The sequence below is a fragment of the Sphingobium sp. WCS2017Hpa-17 genome, assembly GCF_031843765.1.
Taxonomy (GTDB): Bacteria; Pseudomonadota; Alphaproteobacteria; order Sphingomonadales; family Sphingomonadaceae; genus Sphingobium.
Map to the genome: position 1 here is coordinate 611,462 of NZ_JAVTIV010000001.1, position 25,255 is coordinate 636,716.

Below are 25,255 nucleotides of genomic sequence, written 5' to 3' on the forward strand. Positions count from 1 at the left end.
TGCGACGGGCATGCGCCGGATGAGCGACACAGCCGCGCCACCCGAGCGACATCAGCGCGACAGAAGCGCTCCCATTGCGCGCCACTGACGCTACAGTTGCGCGACAGGTGTGCACGCCTTGGCGACATGCGCGCGTCCGAACCGCGCGATCGGGCGACAGGCCGGCGACAGGACTGCGCCGGCATTCATCCCGGCTTCCGCTGCGGCGCGGGACGGGCGGACTGGGCGAAGGGATCGGCCATCAGATGGGCATGGACGGCCAGCGCCCGGTCCCATGCCTGATCGAACGGCGTGCCGGCCAGCTTGCGCCGCAACCGATGCGCGCTGGACCGCGACATGCCCGCCGCGCGCGCGGCGCTCGACACATTGCCGCTGTCCAGCAGGACGGAGAGGAAAAGGCGCTGCCGGGCAGGCGTCCAGTGCGCGCGATCCGTGGCGGGCGCCCCATCGGGCGCGGCGGGGGAGGGGGTCTGTTCCATCTGCAAGGATAGATCAGAGAAAGAGCAAATAGGAAAGCATGGGTGCGTGGACGCTGGCTGGTTACGACGAGCTTCCGTCACCCCGGACCCTTCGACAGGCTTGATCGGGGCCCCGCTTTGGGCTGCCAACGCTTGCCGAGACAGTGGGATGCCGGGTCAAGCCCGGCATGACGAAAGAAGTTATGGCGGTTAACGACCAACTCCCGTCATGCCAGCGAAGGCTGGCATCTCACTTCTTCTGGGAATGCGCTTGAAAGAAAAGAGAGATCCCAGCTTTCGCTGGGATGACGATTGAAATGGAACGTCCCCTTCCCACCCATCTCCGCCATCCCGCCTTAAAACCCTGCACCCCCGCACATCACCCGGCCGGTGCCGCGATTGTCCACCGTGCAGGCGGCCTTGCCGGCGACGCTGATGTCGCCCGATCCGGCGGTCACGATCTTTGCGTTGACGTCTGCGGTCAGGGTTACGCTGCCGGGGCCTTCATTGCTGATGCTGGCCTGCCGCGCGCGCAGGGGTTCGGCCGCCAGCGCGCCGGCGCCGATGACGCGGACATTGGCGACGCCCGTCCGCCCCGCCAGCGTCACCCGGCCGCCGCCTGCCAATGTCAGGTCGAGGCGGTCCAGTTCGACGGTCGCGACGCTGATGTCGCCATTGCCGCCCAGATTGATCTGTCCCTGCAACCCCTTCATCCGGTCGATCGCGATGGACCCGCCGCCGTTCACGATCACCCGGTCGACCATGCCGGTGGACAGGCGCAGCGTCGCCGCGCCGCCGCTCTTCTCACCCGGTCGCGCCCGGTCCATCGACAGGATCAGCATGCGGCCGGACACATCGATCTTCAGCCGGTCGAGCGCGCTCTGGTCGCCTTCTGCCCGTGCCGATACGCCCGCCCCGGTGGTCAGGACCACGGTGACGGGCGCCTCCACGCGGATCGCGTCGAAACTGGTGATGGTGAAGCTGCGCGTCGCCGCGCCGGCGGGTGTGGCGAGCAGCAGCCCCGCCGCGCCCGTCGCTATCAGGGCGCGCAGCGCGCCTCGCCCGGTCCCATTCCGCTTGTCGTGCATTGCGCCTTGCCCTTCACCGTCACGTCGCCCGGACCCATGATGCTGATAGCGACCTTCCCGTCGGAGGCAAAGTCGATGTCGCCCGCGCCCAATATATCGACCTTGGCCGTGCCGACCTTGAGCGCTTGCGCGTCGATATCGCCCGCGCCGGTGATGGAGAATTCCGCTTCGTCCGTCGTACCGGCAATCTTCATGGAGCCGGCGCCGGTGATGTCGGTGGTCAGCGATTTGAGTTTCACCGCGCCGATGCGGAAATCGCCCGCGCCGGTCAGCGACAGGGTCAGGCTGTCGCCCTCCGCCTTGTCGAGGTCGAAGTCGCCTGCGCCGGTCAGGTCGGCGGACTTGATTGCAGGCATGGTGACATGGACGGTCGCGCCCTTGTCGCCATCCTTCTTGCCCCAGCTCCAGTCGCCCTTGGACTTGCGGCCGATGACGAGCGTGCTGCCCTTGGTACGGATGTCGAGGTCCGCCACCGCCGCAGGATCGCCGTCGGCGCTGATCTTGAAATCCGGTCCGATGGTGACGACGACATTGTCCGGGCCGGTCGCGTCGATGGCGTCGAACTGGCTGAGTTTCGCCCAGTCCTGCGTGGTCTGCGCGGCCTGATCGGGGGCTGTGCCGGCGCTGGGCGTTTCGTCGGTGCGCGAGCAGGCGGCGGTCGACAGGGCCAGGCCGGCAACGACCAGCGCGAAGAGGGGAAGGGGGCGGGACATCGCTATCTCCTGATTGTGTATTGCCATGATAATACACATGCTGGGTGGCGGTTCCAAGCCCCCTTGTTCGTCGGACAGGGTCTGGCATGTTAGCCTCTTGAAAATAAGCGGAGTCCGCCCCGATGCGCCTGTCCCTCATCGCTCTTCCCCTCCTGTCCCTGATCGCGACTACGGCCCATGCACAGGCCGATGACGGCGCGCGCTGGTGGGCGCATGTCGAGGCGCTGGCCAATGACGGCATGGAAGGGCGCGGGACGGGGACGCCGGGCTATGACCGGGCGGCCGACTATGTGATCGGCCAGTTCAAGGCGCTGGGGCTGAAGCCTGCCGGGGTGGACGGCTACAAGCAGCCGGTCGCCTTTGTCGAGCAGCGCATCCAGTCGGACCGCAGCAGCGCCGCGCTGGTGGGCGCGCAGGGAGAGGTGGCGCTGGCGGTGCCGGGCGACCTGATCTTTTCCGGCAGCGGCGGGCCGGTGCCCGAAAGCATCGACGCGCCGATGGTCTTTGCCGGCTATGGCCTGCATCTGCCGGAGGCGGGGCATGATGATTTTGCCGGGCTGGACCTGAAGGGCAAGATCGTGGTGGTGCTGCCGGGCGGGCCGGCGAATATTTCCGGCGCGCTGAAATCCCATGCCCGGTCGGAGCGGTCGCAATGGCTGGCCGAGAAGGGCGCGCTGGGCCTGATCACGCTGGTGACGCCGGGGCAGGTGGAAATTCCCTGGGTGCGGCGGGTTGCGCTGGCCGGGGCGCCGGCGCTCTATTTCGCCGACGATGCCATGCGGGAAACGAAGCTGCCCTTCCTGAGCGCGCAGTTCGATCCGGCCAAGTCGGCGCAGCTCTTCGCGGGCACGGGCAAGGATTTCGCGGCCATCGCGGCGGCGGCCGATGCGTCCGCCCCGGTCGCCAGCTTCCCGCTGGCGCTGCGGTTGAAGGCGCAGGTGGCGGCCACGCGGCGCGACCTGTCCTCGCCCAATCTGGTCGCGGTCATGCCGGGCAGCGATCCGACGCTGAAGGCCGAGCATGTCGTGCTGTCGGCGCATCTGGACGGCTATGGCATCGGCACGCCGATCAAGGGCGATGCTATCTATAATGGCGCGTTCGACAATGCGTCGGGCGTGGCCAGCCTGCTGGAGATTGCGCGGGCGCTGAAGGCGAGCAAGGTCAAGCCGAAGCGCTCCATCCTGTTCACCATCGTCACGGCGGAGGAGAAGGGGCTGCTGGGCGCGCGCTATTTTGCGGGGCGGCCGACCGTGCCGGCTAAGAGCATCGTGGCGGACCTGAATTTCGACATGGCGCTGCCGATCTTTCCGCTGACCAGCGTGACGCCGGTCGGTTACGACCAGAGCAGCCTGGGCAAGGATGCCGAAGTGGTGAGCGCGCAGATGAACCTGCCGATCACGCCCGATCCCTTCCCGGACCGCAATGTCTTCATCCGGTCCGACCAATATGCCTTCATCCGGCAGGGCATTCCGGCGCTCTTCTTCAAATATGGGTTCAAGGCGGGCACGCCGGAAGCGACCGCGGAAAAGGCGTGGCGGGCCAATATCTATCACTCGCCGTTCGACGATCTGAATCAGCCGGTGCTGCCGGCCGAGACGGCGAAGCTGAATGCCTATGTGACCGCGGTCACGCTGCGCGTCGCCAATGCGGCGGCGCGGCCGGCGTGGAATGAGGATAGTTTCTTCAAGCGGTTCGCGAAGTAACGGGATCAGGCCGCTGGCGCGCTTTCATAAAGTTCCAGCGGCAACCCGTCGGGGTCGGCGAAGAAGGTGAAGCGCTGGCCGGTATATTCGTCGATGCGGATGGGTTCGCAGGCGACGTCCGCCGCCGCCAGCCGCGCGACCTCCGCGTCCAGATCGTCGACCAGAAAGGCGAGGTGGCGCAGGCCAAGCGCTTCGGGGCGGCTGGGCCGGGGCGGGGGCGCCGGGAAGGAGAAGAGTTCGATCTGGGCATTGCCCGCATCCAGATCGCATTTCCATGATCGCCGCTCCGCCCGCCACACTTCACGGATCACCGGCAGGCCTAATATGTCGCGATAGAAGGCCCGCGACCGGTCATAGTCGGAACAGATGAGGGCGATATGATGGATGGCGCGCATCGGCCATCCATAGGCGAGGTGGAGCGATAGCGAAACCGCTGCTTAGCCGAACGCGGCGCGCCTTTGCACCGGCGCGTCGAACAGCCATTGTTCCGCTTCCGCCACCGACGGGAAAAGTTCGGCCTCGTCCCGCACGCTCAGGATACGGCGGGTTTGCAGGCGCGTCAGATTGTCGTGCCGCACCACCGCCAGCCGCCGCGAGCGGAAGGGCGATTGCAGGATCACACGCATGAAGGTCGCCACCACCTCCTGCGACTGGATGACGCAGCCTTCGGTGTTGACCAGCATATAATATTCGCCCGATCCCAGCCCCATGGCGATGACGGCGGCGTCTTTTTCGTCGCTGAAGCGCTGCACATCCGTGGGTTCGAGAAAGCCGGTCATCTGGGCCATGACGAGGCTGCGGCTTTTGTCCGAAGTGATGCTGATCATGGGGTGTTCCTGTCCGTCGCTGGCCTGTCCGTCGCTGATCCAGCCCTGCGCTATCGGGGTTAATGAAAACTAATATTTCTCCGCCGCTTCGACCAATGTCTAACGGATAGCGATATTGTGCCGTTGCCTTGCCGACAGAAGACGCGCGAAGAAGATATGAGAAGATGACGCAGGCCATTGCTTTATCGCGTTAGAAAAACTGACTTTTCCGACTGTCATCCGCATGATAGGCGGCGCGCAGGCGGGATGTGTGCGAGAGGGGGCTCTCGCATCGGGGGGCTATGGTGAATGATGGTGGCGCTGCGACTGGTCAGGCCGCAGTGATGAATGGCGGTCCGTGGCTGAGCCTGCTGGTCCCAGTCTATAATGTGCGGCCTTTCGTGGAAGATTGCCTGTCGTCCATCCTGTATGAAATGCGCGATCATGCGCAGGTCGAACTGATCGTGCTGGATGATTGTTCGACCGACGGATCGGCCGCACTGTGCCGCCAGATGGCGCAGGCCGTCGGCCCTTCCTTCCGCTTCCTGTCCCACAGCCATAATCGCGGGATCAGCGCGGCCCGCAATGCCCTGATCGACGCAGCGCGCGGCCGCTATGCCTGGTTCGTCGATGCCGATGACAGGATGATGGCCGGTGCGATCGACGCGCTGCGGATCATCGTCGATCGCCATGCCCCTGACCTGGTGTCGTGCGACTATGTGCGGGAAGGGGATGCGCGTTTTTCGACCTTTGACGGGCCGGCGCAGGCCCTGTCCCGCTGCACCGAAACGCTGGTTGCCGGCGTGTTCGCGCGGCGCCGGCTGCATGTCTGGTCACGGATCTGGAAACGGGCGTTGTTCGGCCCCGCGACGCGCTTTCCCGAAGGCGCCTGCTTTGAGGATGTCGCCATCGTGCCCCGCCTGCTGCTACAGGTTGGCAGCTTCTATCATGTATCGGAACCATGGATATTCTATCGGTCCCGGCCGGGCAGCATCATGGCGCATCTGGCGCGGAAGGTGAAATTGTTCGACCGGCAGCGCAATGACGAACTGGCGCGGGCGCTGGTGGGCTTTCACCATGAACTGGCGCAGGGCCTGTCCGGCGTGACGGCGCGGACCCAGATGATCGTCGCGCGTTTCCTGGAGCGGGAATATGTGAAGATATCCAAGCGCCTGCTGCGCTGTCCCCAATCGCGTGCCTCGCTTGGCGCCTTGCGCAGCGAAATCGGGCGCTATCGGCGGGTCATGGAGGATAGCTCACCCATTTCCTTCGGGCAGGTCGCCTGGCAATATCTGCAAAAGGGCCGGATCATCCGGGCCGGCATATTGGGGCTGGCTCTGGCAATGAGCAAGCGACAGCCCGAGCATTGAAGCGGAAGGTGGGACAAACTGCCCGGCTTGATCCCCCTGACTCCCCGGCCTAAACCCGCAGGCATGACCTACGCCCCCTATCCGGCGCTGCGCCTGCGCCGCACCCGTGCATCGGCCTGGAGCCGGGCGATGCACGCCGAAAACCGCCTGTCGCCCAGCGATTTCCTCTGGCCGCTGTTCGTGACCGAAGGGCAGGGCGTGGAGGAGCCGATCGCGGCTTTGCCCGGCGTGTCGCGCTGGTCGGTGGACCTGATGGTCGAGCGGGCGAAGGACGCGCGCGACGCGGGCATCCCCTGCCTCGCGCTCTTCCCCAATACGCAGGCAGAGCGGCGCAGCGACGATGGCGCCGAAGCGCTCAATCCCGATAACCTCATGTGCCGGGCGATCCGCGCGATCAAGGATGCGGTGCCCGATATCGGCATCCTGACCGACGTCGCGCTCGACCCCTATACCGCCCATGGGCAGGACGGGCTGCTGGACGATAGCGGCTATGTCCTCAATGACGCGACGATCGACGTGCTGATCGGCCAGTCGCTCAATCAGGCAGCGGCGGGCGCGGATATCATCGCGCCCAGCGACATGATGGACGGCCGGGTCGGCGCAATCCGCGCCGCGCTGGAGCAAGGCGGGCATGCCAATGTCCAGATCATGGCCTATGCCGCTAAATATGCGAGTGCCTTCTACGGCCCGTTCCGCGATGCCGTGGGATCGCGAGGGTTGTTGAAGGGCGACAAGAAAAACTACCAGATGGACCCCGCCAATGGCGAGGAGGCCCTGCGCGAAGTGGCGCTCGACCTTGCCGAAGGCGCCGACAGCGTGATGGTGAAGCCGGGCCTGCCCTATCTGGATATCGTCGCGCGCGTGCGCGACCGCTTTGCCGTCCCGGTCTTCGCCTATCAGGTGTCGGGCGAATATGCGATGATCGAGCATGCCGCCGCTGCTGGCGCCGGCGACCGCGATGCGCTGATCCTGGAAACGCTGATGGCGTTCAAGCGCGCCGGATGTTCGGGCGTGCTGACCTATCATGCGCTCCACGCGGCGCGGCTGCTGGGCGGCTGATCCGCCGGCATCGTCCATTTTCCGCAAGAATCTTGCTTGTATCCTGCCCGCCTGCTGCCCCATGAAAGGGGCGGGGGCGACAGGAGGACAGATATTTGATCGGCACGCGCGCTCGCTTCGTCATCACGATCTGCGCGGGATCGTTCCTGCTCTTCCTGGTCCAGCCGATGATCGCCCGCATGGCGTTGCCGCGTCTGGGCGGGGCGCCATCGGTGTGGAATTCCGCCATGCTGGTCTATCAGGCGCTGCTGCTGGCGGGCTATGCCTATGCCCATCTGCTGGGCCGGGTGCCAGCACGGCGGCAGGCGCTGATCCATCTGGGCCTGTTCCTGATCTCCGCCATCTTCCTGCCGATCGGCCTGATGGGCTGGCAACCGTCCGCCGACATCGCGCCGGCCTTGTGGGTGCTGTGGCTGCTCGGCGCGTCGATCGGGCCGCTCTTCTTCGTGGTCGCGGCACAGGCGCCCTTGCTGCAACGCTGGTACGCCCTGTCCGAAGGGCGCGATCCCTATCCGCTCTATGCCGCGTCGAACCTGGGCAGTTTTGCCGGCCTGATCGCCTATCCGCTGCTGGTCGAACCGTTGCTGGCGCTCAAGGCGCAGAGCATCCTCTGGTCGCTCTGCTATGGCGCGCTGTTCTTTCTCGTCTATATGAGCGCCCGGCGATTGCCGGCGGCCAGCCCCGGCGAAGTGGCGGTGGAGACGAGCGACGCGACGCCGCCAGACGCGCGGCGCAAGCTGCACTGGCTGGCGCTGTCGGCCGTGCCGTCCGGCCTGATGCTGGCGACCAGCCTGTATCTGACCACCGACATCGTCGCGATGCCGCTGCTGTGGATCGTGCCGCTCGGCCTCTATCTGCTCAGCTTCTCGGTCGCCTTCGCCGCGCGGCGTGGCGCAGCGGACCTCTGCCTGTCGATCGCGCCGCTGATCCTGCTGATCGGCGCCTGCATCGCCTTTACCGGCGGCGTGCATTTCCCGGTTTTCATCGCGCTGGGCATCGTCACCGTGCTGTTCGTGGCCTCGACCGCGCTCCATGCCCGGCTCTACGAATTACGGCCGGCGCCGGCGCATCTGACGCGCTTCTATCTGCTCATGTCGGTCGGCGGCATGCTGGGCGGGCTGTTCTGCGCGCTCATCGCGCCGCTGATCTTCGACTGGACCTATGAATATCCGATCCTGCTGGTGGCGGCCGCGCTGTTGCTGCCTGATCGGGAGGCGGTGCTGCGCCTGCCGCGCTTGCTCTGGGAAAATGCGCAGCGGCGGGTGTGGCTGGCGACGATCATGCTGCTGCTGGGGCTGGCGCTCTCGCTGGTCGGCGGCGGGCTGGTACCCGATCTCAAGTCGCCGCTTATCAAGACCATCAGCTTCATGGCCATCATCGGGCTGGCGGTGATGGCGCTTGGCCATCGCTGGCTGACGGCCGGGATGCTCGTCTATCTGATGCTGTGCCTGAGCGGGTGGGAGAAACTGTCCCAGTCGGCCAGCGGCATGCTGACCCGCAGCTATTTCGGCGTCTATGGCGTGGCGAACAAAGGGGACAGCGAGCGCATCCTGTTCCACGGCACTACGCTGCACGGCGTCCAGAACCGGGCGAAGGACCGGGAACTGGACCCGACCAGCTATTATGCGCCGGACTCTGGCGTCGGGCTGGCGATGCGCCATGCGCCGGCGCTGTTCGGGCCGCGTGCGCGGATCGATGTGGTGGGCCTCGGCGCGGGGACGCTGGCCTGCTATGTCCGGCCGGGGCAAAGCTGGCGCTTCTACGAGATTGATCCGGCCATGGTGGCGATCGCGCGTAATCCGGCTGACTTCACCTTCCTGTCGCGTTGCCAGCCGCATGCGAACATCATCATCGGCGACGCGCGCATGACGCTGGCGCGGCAGCCAGCGGGCGGGGCAGACCTGTTGGTGATCGACGCCTTTTCCTCCGACTCCATTCCTATGCACCTGCTGACGCGGGAGGCGCTGGACATTTACGGCCAGCGGCTGGCGCGCGATGGCGTGCTGCTGATCCATATTTCCAACCGCTATCTCGACCTGCGGCCGGTGGTGGCCGGCGATGCGGCGGCGGAAGGCTGGCATGCGCGGCTGCGCCATTATGTGCCGGACAAGCGGGACGAGGGGCGGCATTATGCGGCGTCGATCTGGGTTGCCTTGTCCCGCGATCCCGCACGACTGGATCAGCTGGTCCGTCTGTCCGGTCGCGAGCAGTGGCAGCTGTTGAAGCCCCGTCCGGGCTTTTCCGCCTGGACCGACGATCATGCCAGCATATTACCCGTGCTGAAGATCAGACCTTGAGAGGAGAGCCATAATGGCCGCCACCGATTATCCCGATGTCAGCATCATTCCCTTCGCCGGCAAGGCCCCACGCATCCACCCCAGCGCCTTCATCGCGCCGGGATGCCGGATCGTGGGTGATGTGGAAATCGGCGAGGATTCCAGCATCTGGTATAATTGCGTGATCCGGGGCGATGTGAACCGGGTGCGGATCGGCGCGCGGACCAATGTGCAGGACGGCACGGTCATCCATTGCGACAGCCCCGGCGATCGGGCGGACGGACGGCCGGTGGACGGCTATCCCGCGATCATCGGCGACGATGTGCTGATCGGCCATATGGCGATGATCCATGGCTGCGTGCTGGAGGATCGGGCGTTCGTCGGGCTGGGCGCGATCGTGATGAGCGGCTGCACGGTGGAGAGCGACGCGATGCTGGCGGCCGGCGCTTTGCTGTCGCCGGGCAAGCGGGTGCTGCACCGTCAGCTGTGGGCCGGGCGCCCGGCCAAACATATGCGCGACCTGAGCGACGAGGCGATCCTGGATATGCGCGAAGGGGTGGATCATTATGTCCACAACGCCAAGGCGCATAAGGGCGCGGTAAAGGCGATGGGGGAATAGGGGGCTAGCGGGCGTGCCGTTTTGCGCGATCCACAACGAAATTGAAAATCGTTACTACCAGCATGGCGCTCCACGTTCCATATCCGGCGTTGTTTCCCGACCAGATAAGCCACAGGAAATAGGATATGAGTGCGAGATTGAGCGTCATCCGAAGCATCCCGACTGCGGGATGTAGAAGAAAGTTTGCATTTGGCATTGCTGGCCCCACCATTCGCGGGGTGAAGCCTACAGAATTAAACTAAAGTCCGCAAATATCCGCTTTCCGCCAACCCTATGGCTGCGGCAATCGGGCCTTCATCGCGTCGATACGGTCGTTCTGCTGATCGACCAGCGCGAGCGCGGCGCTGCGGGCGGCGTCTACGTCCTCAAGACCGCCGGCGGCCTTGCCATCGGCAACCGCATTGCTGCGCTGGACATAGAGGGTGTCGAGGCTGGCGAGCGCCGATACGCTATCGTTGCGGGCGGATTCGAGCGCGCTGATCGTCACCTGCGCCGCGACCCAGGCATCGCTGGACACGGCGGCGCCCGATGCGGCGCGGACTGCCTTGTCGGCCTTGGCATAAGCGGTGTCGAAGGCGGCGACGCCCTTGTCCGCCTGACCCACATATTTGGCGATTTCCGCCGACAGCGCGGCATCGGCCGGGACCGGGGCGGAGGGCGGGCTGATCTTCGCGACGGGGGCGCTTTCCACCGCGCGCTTGGCGAGCGAGGGATAGCTTTGCGGCGCGCCGGCACAGCCGGACAGGAACAGGGCCAGAGCGGCAAGGAGACGGCGCGGATTCATAGACTTCATCTAGGTGGACGCGAAGGCAGACGCAACCGCTTCAAGGTTCGGTTGGCTTTATCCTATGTCCGTTCGTTTCGAGCGAAGTCGAGAAACAGGAAGCGCAGGTCTATCCGCTTCTCGACTTCGCTCGAAGCGAACGGATTTGTTTCGGTCAGCGCGGCAGGGCCGCCGCTTCGCGGGCCAGCGCCTCGATCGTGTCGGGATCGACCGGCCCCTTGGGCACGACCCAGCTGCCGCCGACGCATTTGATGAAGGGCTGGGCCAGCCATTCGGGCGCGCTTTGCGGCGTGATGCCACCGGTGGGGCAGAAGCGAGCGGTGTGGAGCGGCGCGGCCAGCGCCTTCAAGGCCGGCAGGCCGCCCGAGGTTTCGGCCGGGAAGAATTTGAAGTGGGTGAGGCCCATGTCCATGCCGCGCATGATGTCGCCAGCCGTGGCGGTGCCGGGCAGGAAGGGGATTTTCGCGGCGATCGCGGCCTTGCCCAGCGGCTTGGTGAGGCCGGGGCTGACGATGAAGCGTGCGCCGGCCTCCATCGCGGCGTCCAGCTGCTCCGGGTTCAGCACCGTGCCGGCGCCGACGATCGCGCCCTCGACCTTGGCCATTTCGCGGATCACGTCCAGCGCGGCGGGGGTGCGCAGCGTCACTTCCAGCGCGGGCAGGCCGCCCTTCACCAATGCCTGCGCAATCGGCAGCGCATCCTCGACCCGCTCCACCACCAGCACCGGGATCACCGGGGCGAGGTCCATCACCTGTTCGACGGTCAGCTTGCTCATTATCACTTCTCCCTGAACGCTGCGGCAGCGCCGAACAGCCCTATTTCATCATGAATGGCGCAGCGGATCGGTACGGTCGCCATCAGGCTTTCGAACCGGCCCTTGGCCTTGAAGCGGGTATGGAACCCGCTCTGTTGCAGAAAATCCTTCATCCGCTGGGTCAGGCCGCCGGCCAGCACGACGCTGTGCGGGCCATGGGCCAGCGCCAGATCGCCCGCGACCGATCCATAGCAGAGGCAGAAGCGGTCGAGTGCGCGACGGGCAAATTCGTCGCTGCCGTCGAGCGCCGCCTGCCACAATTCGGGATCTTCCATCAGCATAACGCGGTCATGGCCGATCGTCGCCAGCGCCTTGTAGATGTAATTGAGGCCAGGACCCGACACGATCCGCTCGGTCGACACGCGCAGGAATTTATCGCGCAGATAGGAGAGGATCTTTTCCTCGATATGATCCAGCGGAGCAAAGTCGAGATGCCCGCCTTCGGTCGCGATCACATGGGGATGCCCCTGATCATAAGCGATCATCGCGACGCCAAGGCCGGTGCCGGGGCCAAGGATGGTGACGCCGCCATCGGTGGGGAAGGGGCGATCCTCCCCGAACAGCAAAGGCAGGTTTTCGGCGGGCAGACGCGACACGGCATGGGCCACCGCCTCGAAATCATTGACGAGGCGGACGGTGTCGACATTGATGTCGGCCGCCAGCGTATCGGCGCGGATCACCCAATTGCTGTTGGTCAGCTTGATCACCTCCCGCCCGATCGCGGTGGCGAAGGCGATGGAGGCGGCGCGAGGCAGGTCGCCGGCGCCATCCTTCTTCTCATCTTCGGCAAAGGCGGCCCAGCAGGCTTGCAGACTGGGATAATCGGCGACCTTATATTTGCGCACGGTGCCGAGCGTCGGCACGCCCCGCTCGTCCAGCGAGGCGCGGGCGAAGCGGGCGTTGGTTCCGCCAATGTCGGCGGCGATGATGTCGGTCATCAGGGCATCCAATTCTCTTGCCCGTCATCCCAGCGAAGGCTGGGATCTCATTTTTCTTCCCATCAAAGTTGGATGAAGAAGAGAGATGCCAGCCTGCGCTGGCATGACGGAGGGACGTTTACAGTTCGCTTTCCATCGCCGCCAGGATCGGCGACGCGCCCTGTTCGGCCAGGTCGCTATGATGGCGGAAGAGGGCGAACAGCTCGCGGCCGGTGTCGTAGGGCGGGGGCGGGGCGGCGGGGATGTCCCGCGCGTCCCATGTCGCCGCATCGACCAGCGCCGTGACGTCGCCCGTCTCCGCGCAGACCCGCACCAGATCGCCATCGCGCAGCTTGCCGATCGCGCCGCCAGCCAAAGCTTCGGGCGACAGATGGATGGCGGCCGGCACTTTGCCGGATGCGCCAGACATGCGGCCGTCGGTCAGCAACGCGACCTTGAAGCCACGATCCTGCAATACGCCGAGCGCCGGGGTCAGCTTGTGCAGTTCCGGCATGCCGTTGGCCTTTGGCCCCTGGAAGCGGACCACGACAACGACGTCGCGCTCCAGTTCGCCAGCCTTGAACGCGCGCAGGACATCGTCCTGATCGTGGAAGACGGCGGCGGGCGCCTCGATCGTCCAGCGCTCCTTGTCCACCGCGCTCACCTTCATGACGCAGCGGCCCAGATTGCCTTCCAGCAGCTTCATGCCGCCATCGGCCTGAAACGGATTGGCGGCGGGGCGAAGAATCGCTTCGTCGCGCGACACAGGCACGTCGCGCCACACCAGCTTTTCGTCTTCCAGCACCGGTTCCTGCCCATAGCCGGCCATGCCGACGGGCGCGACGGTCAGGATATCGCCATGCAGCAGCCCGGCGCCCAGCAATTCGCGGATCACGAAGCTGATCCCGCCGGCCGCATGGAAATTATTCACGTCGCCCGAACCATTGGGATAGACGCGCGCCAGCAGCGGCACGACGTCCGAAATTTCGGCAAAGTCGGTCCAGTCGATATGGATGCCCGCCGCCCGCGCGATGGCGGGCAAATGGATGGCATGGTTGGTGGAGCCGCCGGTCGCCATCAGGCCGATGATCGCGTTGACGATCGCCTTTTCATCGACGCAATGGCCCAGCGGACGATAATCGCCGCCATCCCAGCCCATTTCGGCAATGCGATGCGTCGCCGCGCGGGTCAGTTCGGTGCGCAGCTTCGTACCCGGATGGACGAAGGAGGCGGCGGGCATGTGCAGCCCCATCATCTCCATCATCATCTGGTTGCTGTTGGCCGTGCCATAGAAGGTGCAGGTGCCCGCGCCATGGTAGGAGGCGCTTTCGCTTTCCAGCAGTTCGTCCTTGCCGACCTTACCCTCGGCATAAAGCTGGCGGATGCGCACCTTTTCCTTGTTGGCGAGGCCCGACGGCATCGGGCCGGCAGGGATCAGGATCGTGGGCAGATGGCCGAAACGCAGCGCGCCGATCAGCAGGCCCGGCACGATCTTGTCGCAAATGCCCAGCAGCATCGCGCCTTCGAACATGGCGTGGCTGAGCGCGACCGCCGTGCCGAGCGCGATCGTGTCGCGGCTGAACAGCGACAGGTCCATGCCGGCCTGTCCCTGCGTCACGCCGTCGCACATGGCCGGCACGCCGCCCGCCACCTGCGCCGTGGCGCCGATTTCGCGCGCGGCGATCTTGATGACCTCCGGATAGCGGCCATAGGGCTGATGCGCCGACAGCATGTCGTTATAGGACGTCACGATGCCGATATTCATCGCCGCGCCGGTGCGAATGACAGGCTTGTCTTCGCCGCTGGCGGCAAAGGCGTGGGCCAGATTGCCGCAGGATAGTTGCGCGCGATTGGTGCCAGCGTCACGGCCCCGTTCAATCAGGTCGAGATATTTCAGGCGCGAAGCGGCGCTGCGCTTCACGATGCGGTCGGTGACCTTTGCGATCACCGGATTCAATTCAGTCATGCCAGCTGGCTCCGTCACGTTCGATAAGGGCAATGGCCGAAGACGGACCCCAGTTCCCCGAAGAATAGGCGGCGGGCTTCACATTGGCCTCTTTCCACCCGTCGATGATCGAATCGATCCATGTCCATTGGGCCTCCACCTCGTCACGGCGGACGAAGAGGGTCTGGTCACCGGCCAGCAGGTCCAGGATCAATCGTTCGTAAGCGATACGGCGGCGCTGCCCGGCAAAGGCGGCGGTCAGGGAAACGTCCAGCGTCACCTCGTCCAGCTTCACCTGCCGTTCCAGCCCCGGCCTTTTGCTCATGATGGCGAGCCGGATATATTCCTCCGGCTGCAAGCGGATGACGAGCGTGTTCGGCTCCAGCCCCGTACCATGCCCGTCGCGGCCGAAGATGCTGTGGCGCACCGGCTTGAACTGGATCACGATTTCGGACTGGCGCGCGGGCATCCGCTTGCCGGTGCGCAGGTAGAAGGGCACGCCCTGCCAGCGCCAATTGTCGATATAGGCCTTCAAGGCCACGAAGGTTTCGGTGTCGGACGGCTTGCCGAGTTCGTCGGCATAGCCGGTGACGATCTGACCGCTGACCGCGCCCGGCGTGTACTGGCCGCGCACGCTGTGCGTCTTGACCGTTTCGTCGGTCATCGGGCGCAGCGACCGCAGCACCTTCACCTTCTCGTCGCGCACAGCGGTCGGGTCCATGCGGGCGGGCGGCTCCATGGCGATGATCGACAGGATTTGCAGGATGTGATTCTGCACCATGTCGCGCAGCGCGCCCACGCCGTCATAATAGGAGACGCGGCCTTCCAGCCCCACCGTCTCGCCCACGGTGATCTGCACATGGTCGATCGCCGTGGTGTTCCACAGCGGTTCGAACATGACGTTGCCAAAGCGCAGGGCGAGCAGGTTCTGGACCGTTTCCTTACCCAGATAATGGTCGACGCGGAAAATCTGGTCCTCGGCGAAGAGGTGGCCGATGCCGTCATTCACGACCTTCGACGAAGCGAGATCCTTGCCGATCGGCTTCTCCATCGCGATCCGCGTGTGCGGCGTGATGAGGCCGGCGTCGGCCAGGCCCTGCGCGGTCGGCGCGAAGAGCGAGGGCGGGGTGGACAGATAGACCGACAGGCCGCGCTCCAGCCGGCCGTCGATCCGTTTGGCCAGCGCCGCAAACTGGTCCGTATTGCCGGCATCGACCGGCTGATAGCCGATCATCGCTGCGAAGCGGGTAGCGACCTCTTCGTCATAGCGATCGGCAGCCAGAAATTGCTGCAACGCCTCATCCACTTCCTTGCGGAAGGCGGCGTCGTCCATTTCGGACCGGCCGGACGCGACGATCATGAAGTCGTCGGGCAGCAATCCGTCCGACAGCAAATTGTAGAGCGAAGGAAAGATCATCCGGCGCGCCAGATCACCGGTGGCACCAAATAACAGGAACGTAGCAGACGGCTCGGTCAAAGGATGGTCCTTCTCCGTTTTTGAAATTGTCTATGTCTGCACGAGGCGCCCTTATAGCGCTCGCGGATCGTTACGCAAGAAGGCTATCGTGGAAGCCGGTTTGCAGCAACATCATGACAGGACGGCCTTGGCAAGGGCCGGACATTTCGCGAATCGGATCAGGGACAAGGGGGTGTTTCAGCGCAACCCGCGACGCCAGTTGAGGATATGCGCGCCCGCCAGCAGCAGGCTGCCGGTGACGGTCCAGAGCGTCTCGGCCAGCGCGCCATGGGCGAACAGTGCGCCGATGCTCATTAAGGTCAGGCCGGCGACGCCCGCCAGAATCGGCGCCCGCCCGCCATGGCGGCGCTGACCCTGTACCAGCGCGAACAGGCTGGTCGGCACCGCCAGCGCCAGTATGATGAGGTGAAAGGATTCGCCCGGATCGATCCGGCTGGCAAAGGCGGGAAGCAGCGCGAACAATAGCGGCAGGCCCAGACAATGGAGGGTGCAGAGCGAGGAGGCGCACAGCGCGAAGCCATCCAGCCAGGCGGTGGGACCGTTCGCCTGCTCGCTGGCCTTGAGGGGCGGACAGGGGGCGGCGCTTTGCCGCTCGTCGCAGGAGGTCATCACATTCCGATCAAATGATATAACGTTTCATTTTCAGGTCGGCATGTGGGCGCGGCACCCCATGCTGTCAAGCGACGGGCGGAGGCTTTTATGCTGCCTGCCGATTTTCGGCTGGACGCCCGCGTCGGATTTTGTCATTTGCGCCCAACCAGCCGTGCGGGTGTGGTGAAACTGGTAGACGCGCCGGACTCAAAATCCGGTTCCGCAAGGAGTGTCGGTTCGATTCCGACCACCCGCACCACTGGCATCCCGGACATAGCTGACCCGACCTAAGCGCCCCGACTATCGCGGACTGGGTGCGGCCATGCTATGCCGAGTCCCATGAAGGCTCGCCACTTCCTGCCGCCGTTGCTGTTCGGTCTGTTTGTCCTGATCATCGTCAGCCTCGGCGACGCGCTCTTCTGGAGCGTACCCCACGCCATCGACAAACTCCCGCCGCGCTTGCTGACAGTGGCGGTGCTGACCGGATTATGGCTGGTGCATCTGTACAAGCGAACGGTGCGGTGATTTGAGAGGCAGTCGGTCTGGTTGCGGACGTTAAGCGCGGCTGTATATCTCCAAATCCGAAGATGTAGCTATGACCAGAGATCTACCGGTCGGGGAAAAACCATAAGCTACTAACGAGGATGGCAACGGCCTTAGCTTAAACAACTCAGGTTCGGTCGCAGGATGATTCCACAGCATTGTCTGTCCCGGTGGACACAAGAAAAACTCTTCCTCTGGCCATGAAAGTGGATGCAGTTCGATAAGCCATCCATCTTCGGTGGCGTGGGATAAGCCGCCGCCAGAGATTCCAGCTACTCGAATCTGTTGTCCCCCCAGCGGGCCTATGCCTTCGGCCTCTAAAGAACCGAAATCGGGGTAATACTCTTCATCATTTCTTGCGACTTTGCTGCCGGTCGTGCAATCAACAACGCCACGTCCGCGCGCCCCCGACACAACCAAAAGTAGGTCAGATTTCGACGCAAAGCCGATGTGCTGAAGGCCCCCTATGGCAACTGTTATGAATTTACGCCACGGTCCTAAAGCACTCGCAGGCGTAAGCCCGTCCAAATACCGGAATCGATCTTTAAGGTGATTAGGGACGGTGCCTTTGCCTTTTGCTTTAGCTCTCTTGAACATAGTTTTGTTATAGAGAAGCGCCGTCCGTTTTCCATCTAATCTTTACCTTCTAACGACCACCCTGCGCCTGAAACCACGGCACCATGCGGGCGATCGCGTCCTCGACCCGATCCGTTGAAACGGCAAAGCTGAAGCGGATGAAGCGGTGGCCGTCTACGGGATCGAAATCCACGCCCGGCGCGGTCGCCACGCCGGTTTCGCGCAGCAGCTTCTGGCAGAAGCTGAGGCTGTCATTGGTCAGGTGGCTGATGTCGGCATAGATGTAGAAGGCGCCATCGGGCGGCGCGATGCTGGCGAGGCCGAGCGCGGGCAGGGCGTCCAGCAGCAATTGCCGGTTGCGGCGATAGTTGTCGACATTCCTCTCCAGTTCGTCCGTGCAATCGAAGGCGGTCAGGCCCGCGCGCTGCGCCAGCACCGGCGGCGTCAGGAAGAGGTTGCCCATCCGCGCCCGCGCCACATCGATCAGCGCTAGCGGCACCACGATCCAGCCCAGACGCCAGCCGGCCATGCTGTAATATTTGGAAAAGCTGTTCACGATCAGCGCGTCGGGCGCAAATTCCAGCATCGACCGCGCCGGCGCCCCGAAGCTGAGGCCATGATAGATTTCGTCGGAAATGATGCGGATGCGGCGTTCCGCGCAGACCTTCGCGATCCGTGCCAGTTCATCCGCCGGGATGATCGTGCCGGTGGGATTGGCGGGACTGGCGAGAATCAGGCCGTCCGGCGCGGGGTCGATTGCCGCCAGCGCGTCGGCGCTGATCTGGTACCGTTCGGCCGGGCCGCAGGCGACCTCGACCGGTTCCAGATACAGCGCCTTGAGATTATTGCGATAGGCGACATAGCCCGGCCGCGCGGTGGCGACGCGGGCGCCGGGCGCGAACAGGCTGGTCAGCGCCAGCACCAGCCCCGGCGACGCGCCGCAGGTCAGCAAGATCTGCTCCGGATCGACCGCCACGCCATGCTTCTCGCCATAATGGCACGCGATCCGTTCTTTCAGCGCAGGGCTTTCCCAATAGCCCATCGGCTCGGTATCCAGCACCCGGTGCGCGACCGCGATCGCTTCGGCCGGCGCGCCGGTAGACGGCTGGCCGAATTCCATGTGCAGGATCGACCGCCCCTGCGCTTCAAGGGCATGGGCCTCGCGGCTGATCGCGATGGCGTGGAAAGGGGAAATGTCGGCAACCATGGCAGGGACGTAGAGTGCAGCCGCAACCATGTCCATAAGGCGGGCGTTGTGCTGCCATGGATCAGACGCTGCTCACTGTTCTGCAATGTTATGGCGCAGTGGCGGCGACAATCGCGGCGCTGGTCGTTTCGCTCAATTTGGGACGACGCATAACCGGATGGGCATTCGTCCTGTTCGTCACCAGTTCGATCGCACTGATCGGCTGGGGCTTTCTGGATCGGGATAGCGAAGGGATAGGCTGGCAGAATGTGGCGCTGCTGGCGATCAACGCCGTGGGCGTGTGGCGCTATCTGATTTCGGATCATGAAGTCAAAAGCTAGCCAATCTCCATTCGAAACAAACGGATGCAGTGTCAGGCTTCCGCGATCCACACCTCGACCGGCACGGCGTCCTGCAACAGCGCCAGCCGGATCGGCAGTTCCTCCACCGGCCCACCCGCCAGCGCGCGATCATAGATGGCCTTCTTGCCCGCGCCGCTGATCTGGAGGAAGATATGGCGGCTCTGCAAGATCGCATGCGCGGTCAGTGACAGGCGCTGGTGTGGCGCGGCGGGTGGGGTCGTCGCGATGGTCAGCGCCTTGCTGCTGAGTCCCTCGGCCAGTTCCTTGCCTTCGGGGAAGAGCGAGGCAGTATGGCCGTCATCACCCATGCCCAGCAGGATGATGTCGAGCGGCCAGGGCTGCTCGCTGAACATTTTTTCGCACAATGCCTGGCCGATATAAGCGTCCGGCGCGCTGTTCCACATAGGCAGGAGCGATGCAGCAGACGCGGCATTTTGCAACAGCGTCTCGCGCACCAGACGTTCATTGCTGTCGGTGCTGTCGGGCGCGACCCACCGTTCGTCCACCAGCGTTACGACGACCTTGCTCCAGTCGAGGTCGACCGCGCTCAGCGCCTCCAAAACCGGGCGCGGCGATCTGCCCCCCGACACGGCGATGCTCGCGACGCCGCGCGCGGCGATGCCGTCGGCCAGCAATGCGGCGATGCGCGCGGCGATGTCGGCGGCGGCCTGCGCTCCGATGGCGAAAAGATGTTCGGTCGGCATGGGGCTACTCCGCAATCTCAGGAAGGGTGCAAATGTCCACCCATGTCGCCCCGGTCAAGGCCGCCAGTCGATCCGGCGTCAGTTCGACCGAGGTGGTGCGCGACCCGGCGGCCGGAAAGACGGTGGCGAAATCGCGCAGCGATATGTCGCAATAGATGGGCAGGGGCGAGGGCAGGCCGAACGGGCAGACGCCGCCGACCGGATGGCCGGTCAGTTCCTCCACCTCATGCCCGCCCAGCATGCGCGGCTTGGCGCCCAGCACCGCCTTGGCCTTGCCATTGGACAGGCGCGCGTCGCCGCGAGCGCAGACCAGCACGACCGCCTCGCCGATGCGCAGCGACAGCGTCTTGGCGATCCGCGCCGGCTCCACGCCCAGCGCGGCGGCAGCTTCGGCCACCGTCGCGGTGCTGACACCCTGATCGATCAGCGCGACGTCGGGGGCTTGGGTTGCGAAGAAGGCGCGGACGCTCGCCTCACTCATCCGCGCTCGCCCAGCTTGCGTTCCCACGCCAGTGCATGGGCGACGATCTGATCCAGATCGGCGTGGCGCGGCTGCCACGGGAAGGTCGCCAATATCGCGCCATTGTCGGAAATCAGCTTGCCCGGATCGCCGGCCCGGCGACCGGCCATGACGCGCTGGATCGGATTGTTGGTCGCACGGTCGACGGCGTCCAGCACCTCCAGCACCGAGAAACCCCGGCCATAGCCGCAATTGAGCAGATGGTTGCGCGTCGGCTCGGCGATCAGCGCCTCCAGCGCCAGCAGATGCGCAGCGGCGAGGTCGCTGACATGAATATAGTCGCGCACGCCCGTGCCGTCCGGCGTGTCGAAATCCGTGCCGAACACGGCCACGCTCTCGCGCTTGCCCAGAGCCGCTTCCACAGCGACCTTGATGAGGTGCGTGGCGCCGGCCGTCGACTGGCCGGTGCGCCCCTGCGGATCGGCGCCCGCGACGTTGAAATAGCGCAGCGCGCAGAAGTTCATCGGATGCGCCGCCGCCACGTCGCGCAGCATATACTCCGTCATCAGCTTCGACATGCCATAGGGATTGATCGGCTGCTGCGGCGTATCCTCCCGCACCGCCTCCACATCGGGCGTGCCATAGGTGGCGGCGGTGGAGGAGAAGATGAAATGCGGCACGCCGACCCGCACCGCGCTTTCGATCAGGTCGCGGGTCTTGGCGCTGTTGTTATGATAATATTTGAGCGGGTTCTCGACCGATTCCGGCACCACGACCGACCCGGCGAAATGCATGATTGCCTTTACGGCATGGTCCCGCAAAGTCGCTTCCACCAGCGACTGATCGGCAATGTCGCCGCGCACCAGCGTCACATCCTGCGGCACCGCCCAGTCGAAGCCGGTGACCAGATTGTCGATCACCACCACGCCATAGCCGGTATCCTTCAGCGCCAGCACGGCATGGCTGCCGATATAGCCCGCGCCGCCCGTGACCAGTACCGTGGGTTTATCGCTCATATGCTTCACATCTCCGGATCGCCGCTCGATGTCGATCGCCACCGCCCTGTCCTTCATCGTCACCCTGAACATGGTTCAGGGTCCATTTCTCCTCATGGAACGGCAGGGCCGGGAGGCACGATGGATGCTGAAACAAGTTCAGCATGACGCAGGAATTGGGCGATGCCGATCGACGGATCGAACGAAGACCTAAAACAGAAGCGTTACGATTTATACCCTCTTCATGCGGCGGCTTTGGCCGGCACGGGGCGGTAGAACAGCCCACCGCTCGCCGCCATGTCCCGCAACTGCTGGGTCGGGGCAAAGCGCGGGCCATGGTCCGCCGCCAGCCGGTCCAGCACGGCCACGACATGGGCGATGCCGACCGTGTCCATATGGCTGAACGGCCCGCCGGTATAGGGCGCAAAGCCCCAGCCGAAGATCGCGCCGATATCGCCATCTTCCGGCGTTTCCAGCACGCCTTCCTCGAAACAGCGGGCGCATTCGATCAGCTGGCGATAGAGGAGCCGTTCCTTCACCGCCTCGACGTCGGGCTGCTTGGCCGCGCGCGGGAACATCTCGCCCAATACCGGCGACAGATGCTTTTTCGCGCCTTCGGGATAGTCGTACCAGCCCTTGCCATTCTTGCGGCCGAGGCGCCCGGATTCGACCATCTTCACCATGATGTCGTCGGACCCCTGCGGCACATAGGCGTCGCCCAGTTCCTTCTTCGCGGCGCTCATGATCTTCCAGCCCAGTTCGATGGACACTTCGTCGCTGACGGCGAGCGGGCCAGTCGGCATGCCCAGTTGCTTGCCGGCATTTTCGATCAGCGCCGGATTGACGCCTTCGCCGACCAGTTCCGCACCTTCCTGCACATAGGTGCCGAAGCTGCGCGAGGTGTAGAAGCCGCGGCTGTCATGCACGACGATCGGCGTCTTCTTGATCTGCGCGACGAAATCCAGCGCCTTGGCGATGGCGGCCGGGCCGGTCTTTTCGCCCAGGATGATCTCCACCAGCGGCATCTTCTCAACCGGCGAGAAGAAATGGACGCCGATGAAATTCTCCGGCTTGGTCCAGGCCTGCGCCAGCTTGGTGATGGGCAAAGTGGAGGTGTTGGAGCCGAAGATGGTGTCGGCGCCCAGCACGGCTTCGACCTGCTTCGTCACTTCCGCCTTGATGCTCACATCCTCGAACACCGCTTCGATCACGAAGTCCGCGCCGGCCAGCGCCGCATAGTCGGTGGTCGGGGTCACGCGGGCCAGCGTGGCTTCCAACTTTTCGGGCGTCATGCCCTTGCCCAGACGCTTCTTCAGCACCTCTTCGACATGCGCCTTGCCCTTTTCCGCATAGGCCAGGTCGCGGTCGAACAGGACGACCTCGATCCCGGCCTGTGCCGCGACGGTGGCGATGCCCGCGCCCATCATGCCCGCGCCCAGCATGGCGAGCTTCGTCGTCGGGGCCTTGGGCTGATCCTTGGGACGGCGTGCACCGCGTTCGGCCGCCTGCTTATTGACGAACAGCGTGCGGATCATGTTCGACGCCTGCGGATCGGCGGCGACCTTGGCGAAATATTTGCTCTCGATGCGGATCGCCCGGTCCATCGGCAGGGTGATGCCTTCATAGACGGCCGACAGCAGGGCGATCGGCGCGTTCATGTTGCGCTGAGTCTGCTTCAGCGTCATCGGCAGCGCGCCGGCCATGGTCTGCACGAAGGCGGGGTTGAAACCGCCCGCACCGCCAGGAACCTTGAAACCCTTGACGTCCCAGGGCTGGGTGTTTGCGGTCGGGTTAGCCTTTACCCATTCCTTCGCGGCTTCGACTGCCGTGCCCTGCGGCACGACCTGATCCACCGCCTTCAGCATCGCCGCTTCGGCCGGGCGGAACAGCTTGCCCTGAAGCATGTACATCAGCGCGGCCTGCACGCCGATCAGGCGCGGCAGGCGCTGCGACCCGCCACCGCCGGGGAAGAGGCCGATCAGGATTTCGGGCAGACCCAGCTGCGTCTTGCTGCTGTCGCCCACAAAACGGCGATGGCAGGCCAGCGCCAGTTCGAAACCGCCGCCCACGCAGGTGCCCTCAATCGCGCAGGCGATCGGTTTGCCGCTGGTTTCCAGACGGCGGAACAGGGCGTTCAGCACGAATAATTTGTCGAAGATGGCGGCGGGGGCCGGGCGTTCGCCATCGCTGGTCGCCAGCATTGCGCCGAAATATTTCAGGTCCATGCCGGCCATCAAGCCGCTGTCCTTGCCCGACGCGATGACCGCGCCCTTGATGCCCTCTTCCGACGCGATGCGCGTGATCGCGGCATCCATGTCCGCCAGGAAGTCCGGGCCGATGACGTTCATCGACTGGCCGGGCACGTCGATGGTCAGCGTGGCGATGCCGTCGGCGTCTATGTCGAATGTGATGGTGTTCATAATCCTGTCTCCCACACCCCGTTCGTGCTGAGCCTGTCGAAGCACGCGCGCGCCCTTCGACAAGCTCAGGGCGAACGGAGGTTATTGTCCTTACACGCGCTCGATGATGATGCCGGTGCCCATGCCCGCGCCGACGCACAGGTTGATGAGCGCCGTGCCCTTGGCCGTCCGTTCCAGTTCATCCAGCGCCGTGCCCAGCACCATCGCCCCGGTCGCGCCCAGCGGATGGCCCATGGCGATCGCACCGCCATTCACGTTGATCTTGTCATGGTCGAGGTTCATCGCCTGCATGTAGCGCAGCACGACCGAAGCGAAGGCCTCGTTCAGTTCCCACAGATCAATGTCGGCGGCACTCATGCCCGCGCGTGCCAGCAGCTTGCCCGCGACAAATTCCGGCCCGGTCAGCATGATGAGCGGCTCCGACCCGATCGAGGCCATCGCCTTGATCCTGGCGCGGGGCTTCAGCCCATATTTGTCGCCCATATCCTTGTTGCCGACCAGCACGGCTGCCGCGCCGTCAACGATGCCGCTGCTGTTGCCGGCATGGTGGATATGATTGACCTTCTCCAGTTCCGGATAGCGCAGCAACGCCACCGTATCGAAGCCCGGCATCTCCTCGCCCAAAGCGGTAAAGCTGGCCTTCAACGCGCCCAGCGACTGCATCGTCGCATCGGGGCGCATATGTTCGTCATGGTCGAGCGCGATGCCGCCGATCACATCCTTTACCGGCACGATCGACTTGGCGAAGCGCTTCTCGTCCCATGCCTGCTTGGCGCGCTTCTGGCTTTCGACGGCATAGGCGTCGGCATCGTCGCGGCTGATGCCGAACTTGGTGGCGATCACGTCCGCGCCGATGCCCTGCGGCGCGAAATAGGTCTTGTAGGCGACCGCCGGGTCCATCGCCCAGGCGCCACCGTCCGACGCCATCGGCACGCGGCTCATCGATTCGACGCCGCCGCCTATCGCGAACATCGCTTCGCCCGAATAGACCTTGGCCGCCGCCATGTTCACGGCCTCAAGACCCGACGCACAGAAACGGTTGATCTGCACGCCCGGCACGGTCTGCGCATAATCGGCGTTCAGCACGGCGACGCGGGCAATGTCCGCGCCCTGTTCGCCGACCGGGCTGACGCAGCCGAGGATCACGTCATCGACATCGGCGGTGTCGATCTGGCTGCGGTCGCGCACCGCTTCCAATACCTGCGTCGCCAACTGGATCGGGGTGATGTCGTGCAGCGACCCGTCCGCCTTGCCCCGGCCACGGGGCGTCCTGACGGCGTCGTAAATATAGGCTTCCATGTTCATTCCCTCTCCGTGGGGGCCGTTCCGGCGCTTCGGATCTCGGTGCTGAATGTATTTACGTTTACGTAAAGTGCAAGTGTCTAATAT

Annotated in this window: 25 protein-coding genes and 1 tRNA gene; 8 read left to right on the forward strand and 18 right to left on the reverse strand. The window is 64.6% G+C overall.

The window, feature by feature from the left end; genetic code table 11:
• Positions 1 to 185: 185 nt before the first annotated feature.
• From RQH62_RS02910 to RQH62_RS02920, 3 genes are all read right to left on the reverse strand, one after another.
• Positions 186 to 479: a LysR family transcriptional regulator gene (locus RQH62_RS02910; protein WP_311267228.1), complete on the reverse strand. Its 294-nt coding sequence runs from the start codon at positions 477 to 479 to the stop codon at positions 186 to 188.
• 335 nt (positions 480 to 814) lie between these two features.
• Entirely contained in the window at positions 815 to 1,546 is a 732-nt protein-coding gene (locus RQH62_RS02915) for a GIN domain-containing protein (RefSeq protein WP_311267229.1), read from the reverse strand.
• Positions 1,498 to 2,259: a head GIN domain-containing protein gene (locus tag RQH62_RS02920; protein WP_311267230.1), complete on the reverse strand. Its 762-nt coding sequence runs from the start codon at positions 2,257 to 2,259 to the stop codon at positions 1,498 to 1,500. The genes RQH62_RS02915 and RQH62_RS02920 overlap by 49 nt, the downstream gene beginning before the upstream one ends.
• A 122-nt stretch (positions 2,260 to 2,381) precedes the next feature.
• On the opposite strand from RQH62_RS02920, the gene RQH62_RS02925 reads away from it, so the two are divergent.
• A complete protein-coding gene (locus RQH62_RS02925; protein ID WP_311267231.1) occupies positions 2,382 to 3,962 on the forward strand; it encodes a M28 family metallopeptidase in 1,581 nt (526 codons plus the stop codon).
• 5 nt (positions 3,963 to 3,967) lie between these two features.
• Here the strand turns inward: RQH62_RS02925 and RQH62_RS02930 are convergent, their stop codons facing one another.
• Both RQH62_RS02930 and RQH62_RS02935 read right to left on the reverse strand, forming a co-directional pair.
• Complete coding sequence (locus tag RQH62_RS02930) at positions 3,968 to 4,357, reverse strand: VOC family protein (RefSeq protein ID WP_311267232.1); 390 nt, start codon at positions 4,355 to 4,357, stop codon at positions 3,968 to 3,970.
• 42 nt (positions 4,358 to 4,399) lie between these two features.
• Positions 4,400 to 4,789, reverse strand: a complete 390-nt coding sequence (locus RQH62_RS02935) for a hypothetical protein (RefSeq protein WP_311267233.1) — start codon at positions 4,787 to 4,789, stop codon at positions 4,400 to 4,402.
• 323 nt (positions 4,790 to 5,112) lie between these two features.
• Between RQH62_RS02935 and RQH62_RS02940 the strand changes: the two genes are divergently transcribed.
• The 4 genes from RQH62_RS02940 (at position 5,113) to RQH62_RS02955 (ending at position 10,092) form a co-directional block, all read left to right on the forward strand.
• On the forward strand, positions 5,113 to 6,138 hold the full coding sequence (locus RQH62_RS02940) for a glycosyltransferase family 2 protein (protein WP_311267234.1): 1,026 nt from the start codon (positions 5,113 to 5,115) through the stop codon (positions 6,136 to 6,138).
• Between the two features lie 63 nt (positions 6,139 to 6,201).
• Entirely contained in the window at positions 6,202 to 7,197 is a 996-nt protein-coding gene (hemB, locus tag RQH62_RS02945; RefSeq protein ID WP_311267235.1) for a porphobilinogen synthase, read from the forward strand.
• Positions 7,198 to 7,292: 95 nt separating this feature from the next.
• Positions 7,293 to 9,494: a fused MFS/spermidine synthase gene (locus RQH62_RS02950; RefSeq protein ID WP_311267236.1), complete on the forward strand. Its 2,202-nt coding sequence runs from the start codon at positions 7,293 to 7,295 to the stop codon at positions 9,492 to 9,494.
• 13 nt (positions 9,495 to 9,507) lie between these two features.
• Complete coding sequence (locus RQH62_RS02955) at positions 9,508 to 10,092, forward strand: gamma carbonic anhydrase family protein (protein WP_311267237.1); 585 nt, start codon at positions 9,508 to 9,510, stop codon at positions 10,090 to 10,092.
• A gap of 271 nt (positions 10,093 to 10,363) precedes the next feature.
• On the opposite strand, the gene RQH62_RS02960 is transcribed toward RQH62_RS02955, so the two are convergent.
• The 6 genes from RQH62_RS02960 to RQH62_RS02985 form a co-directional block, all read right to left on the reverse strand.
• Positions 10,364 to 10,876 (reverse strand): hypothetical protein, encoded by a 513-nt coding sequence (locus RQH62_RS02960; RefSeq protein WP_311267511.1) that lies wholly within the window; start codon positions 10,874 to 10,876, stop codon positions 10,364 to 10,366.
• A gap of 154 nt (positions 10,877 to 11,030) precedes the next feature.
• A complete protein-coding gene (gene eda / locus RQH62_RS02965) occupies positions 11,031 to 11,651 on the reverse strand; it encodes a bifunctional 4-hydroxy-2-oxoglutarate aldolase/2-dehydro-3-deoxy-phosphogluconate aldolase (protein WP_311267238.1) in 621 nt (206 codons plus the stop codon).
• Between the two features lie 2 nt (positions 11,652 to 11,653).
• Positions 11,654 to 12,628, reverse strand: a complete 975-nt coding sequence (glk, locus tag RQH62_RS02970) for a glucokinase (RefSeq protein WP_311267239.1) — start codon at positions 12,626 to 12,628, stop codon at positions 11,654 to 11,656.
• A 118-nt stretch (positions 12,629 to 12,746) separates the two neighbouring features.
• Positions 12,747 to 14,573: a phosphogluconate dehydratase gene (gene edd, locus RQH62_RS02975; RefSeq protein ID WP_311267240.1), complete on the reverse strand. Its 1,827-nt coding sequence runs from the start codon at positions 14,571 to 14,573 to the stop codon at positions 12,747 to 12,749.
• Positions 14,566 to 16,029 carry a glucose-6-phosphate dehydrogenase gene (zwf, locus tag RQH62_RS02980; RefSeq protein ID WP_311267241.1) on the reverse strand — a complete coding sequence of 488 codons (1,464 nt, stop codon included), beginning with the start codon at positions 16,027 to 16,029 and terminating at the stop codon, positions 14,566 to 14,568. The genes edd and zwf overlap by 8 nt, the downstream gene beginning before the upstream one ends.
• Positions 16,030 to 16,206: 177 nt before the next feature.
• Positions 16,207 to 16,638, reverse strand: coding sequence for a MerC domain-containing protein (locus RQH62_RS02985; RefSeq protein ID WP_311267242.1), 432 nt, complete (start codon positions 16,636 to 16,638; stop codon positions 16,207 to 16,209).
• 156 nt (positions 16,639 to 16,794) lie between these two features.
• Between RQH62_RS02985 and RQH62_RS02990 the strand changes: the two genes are divergently transcribed.
• Both RQH62_RS02990 and RQH62_RS02995 read left to right on the forward strand, forming a co-directional pair.
• Positions 16,795 to 16,879 (forward strand) — tRNA-Leu (locus tag RQH62_RS02990).
• Positions 16,880 to 16,959: 80 nt separating this feature from the next.
• Positions 16,960 to 17,145 (forward strand): hypothetical protein, encoded by a 186-nt coding sequence (locus RQH62_RS02995; protein ID WP_311267243.1) that lies wholly within the window; start codon positions 16,960 to 16,962, stop codon positions 17,143 to 17,145.
• A 30-nt stretch (positions 17,146 to 17,175) separates the two neighbouring features.
• Here the strand turns inward: RQH62_RS02995 and RQH62_RS03000 are convergent, their stop codons facing one another.
• Both RQH62_RS03000 and RQH62_RS03005 read right to left on the reverse strand, forming a co-directional pair.
• Positions 17,176 to 17,760 carry a hypothetical protein gene (locus tag RQH62_RS03000; RefSeq protein ID WP_311267244.1) on the reverse strand — a complete coding sequence of 195 codons (585 nt, stop codon included), beginning with the start codon at positions 17,758 to 17,760 and terminating at the stop codon, positions 17,176 to 17,178.
• Between the two features lie 49 nt (positions 17,761 to 17,809).
• A complete protein-coding gene (locus RQH62_RS03005; protein WP_311267512.1) occupies positions 17,810 to 18,946 on the reverse strand; it encodes an aminotransferase class I/II-fold pyridoxal phosphate-dependent enzyme in 1,137 nt (378 codons plus the stop codon).
• A 56-nt stretch (positions 18,947 to 19,002) separates the two neighbouring features.
• Here RQH62_RS03005 and RQH62_RS03010 point away from each other — a divergent pair, with 56 nt between their 5' ends.
• Entirely contained in the window at positions 19,003 to 19,266 is a 264-nt protein-coding gene (locus tag RQH62_RS03010) for a hypothetical protein (protein ID WP_311267245.1), read from the forward strand.
• A gap of 32 nt (positions 19,267 to 19,298) precedes the next feature.
• On the opposite strand, the gene pgl is transcribed toward RQH62_RS03010, so the two are convergent.
• From pgl to RQH62_RS03035, 5 genes are all read right to left on the reverse strand, one after another.
• Complete coding sequence (gene pgl / locus RQH62_RS03015) at positions 19,299 to 19,991, reverse strand: 6-phosphogluconolactonase (RefSeq protein ID WP_311267246.1); 693 nt, start codon at positions 19,989 to 19,991, stop codon at positions 19,299 to 19,301.
• A 4-nt stretch (positions 19,992 to 19,995) separates the two neighbouring features.
• On the reverse strand, positions 19,996 to 20,472 hold the full coding sequence (locus tag RQH62_RS03020) for a YbaK/EbsC family protein (RefSeq protein ID WP_311267247.1): 477 nt from the start codon (positions 20,470 to 20,472) through the stop codon (positions 19,996 to 19,998).
• Entirely contained in the window at positions 20,469 to 21,467 is a 999-nt protein-coding gene (galE, locus tag RQH62_RS03025) for a UDP-glucose 4-epimerase GalE (protein ID WP_311267513.1), read from the reverse strand. The genes RQH62_RS03020 and galE overlap by 4 nt, the downstream gene beginning before the upstream one ends.
• 221 nt (positions 21,468 to 21,688) lie before the next feature.
• Positions 21,689 to 23,866 carry a 3-hydroxyacyl-CoA dehydrogenase NAD-binding domain-containing protein gene (locus RQH62_RS03030; protein WP_311267248.1) on the reverse strand — a complete coding sequence of 726 codons (2,178 nt, stop codon included), beginning with the start codon at positions 23,864 to 23,866 and terminating at the stop codon, positions 21,689 to 21,691.
• Between the two features lie 90 nt (positions 23,867 to 23,956).
• Positions 23,957 to 25,165, reverse strand: a complete 1,209-nt coding sequence (locus RQH62_RS03035; RefSeq protein ID WP_311267514.1) for an acetyl-CoA C-acetyltransferase — start codon at positions 25,163 to 25,165, stop codon at positions 23,957 to 23,959.
• Between the last annotated feature and the right edge of the window lie 90 nt (positions 25,166 to 25,255).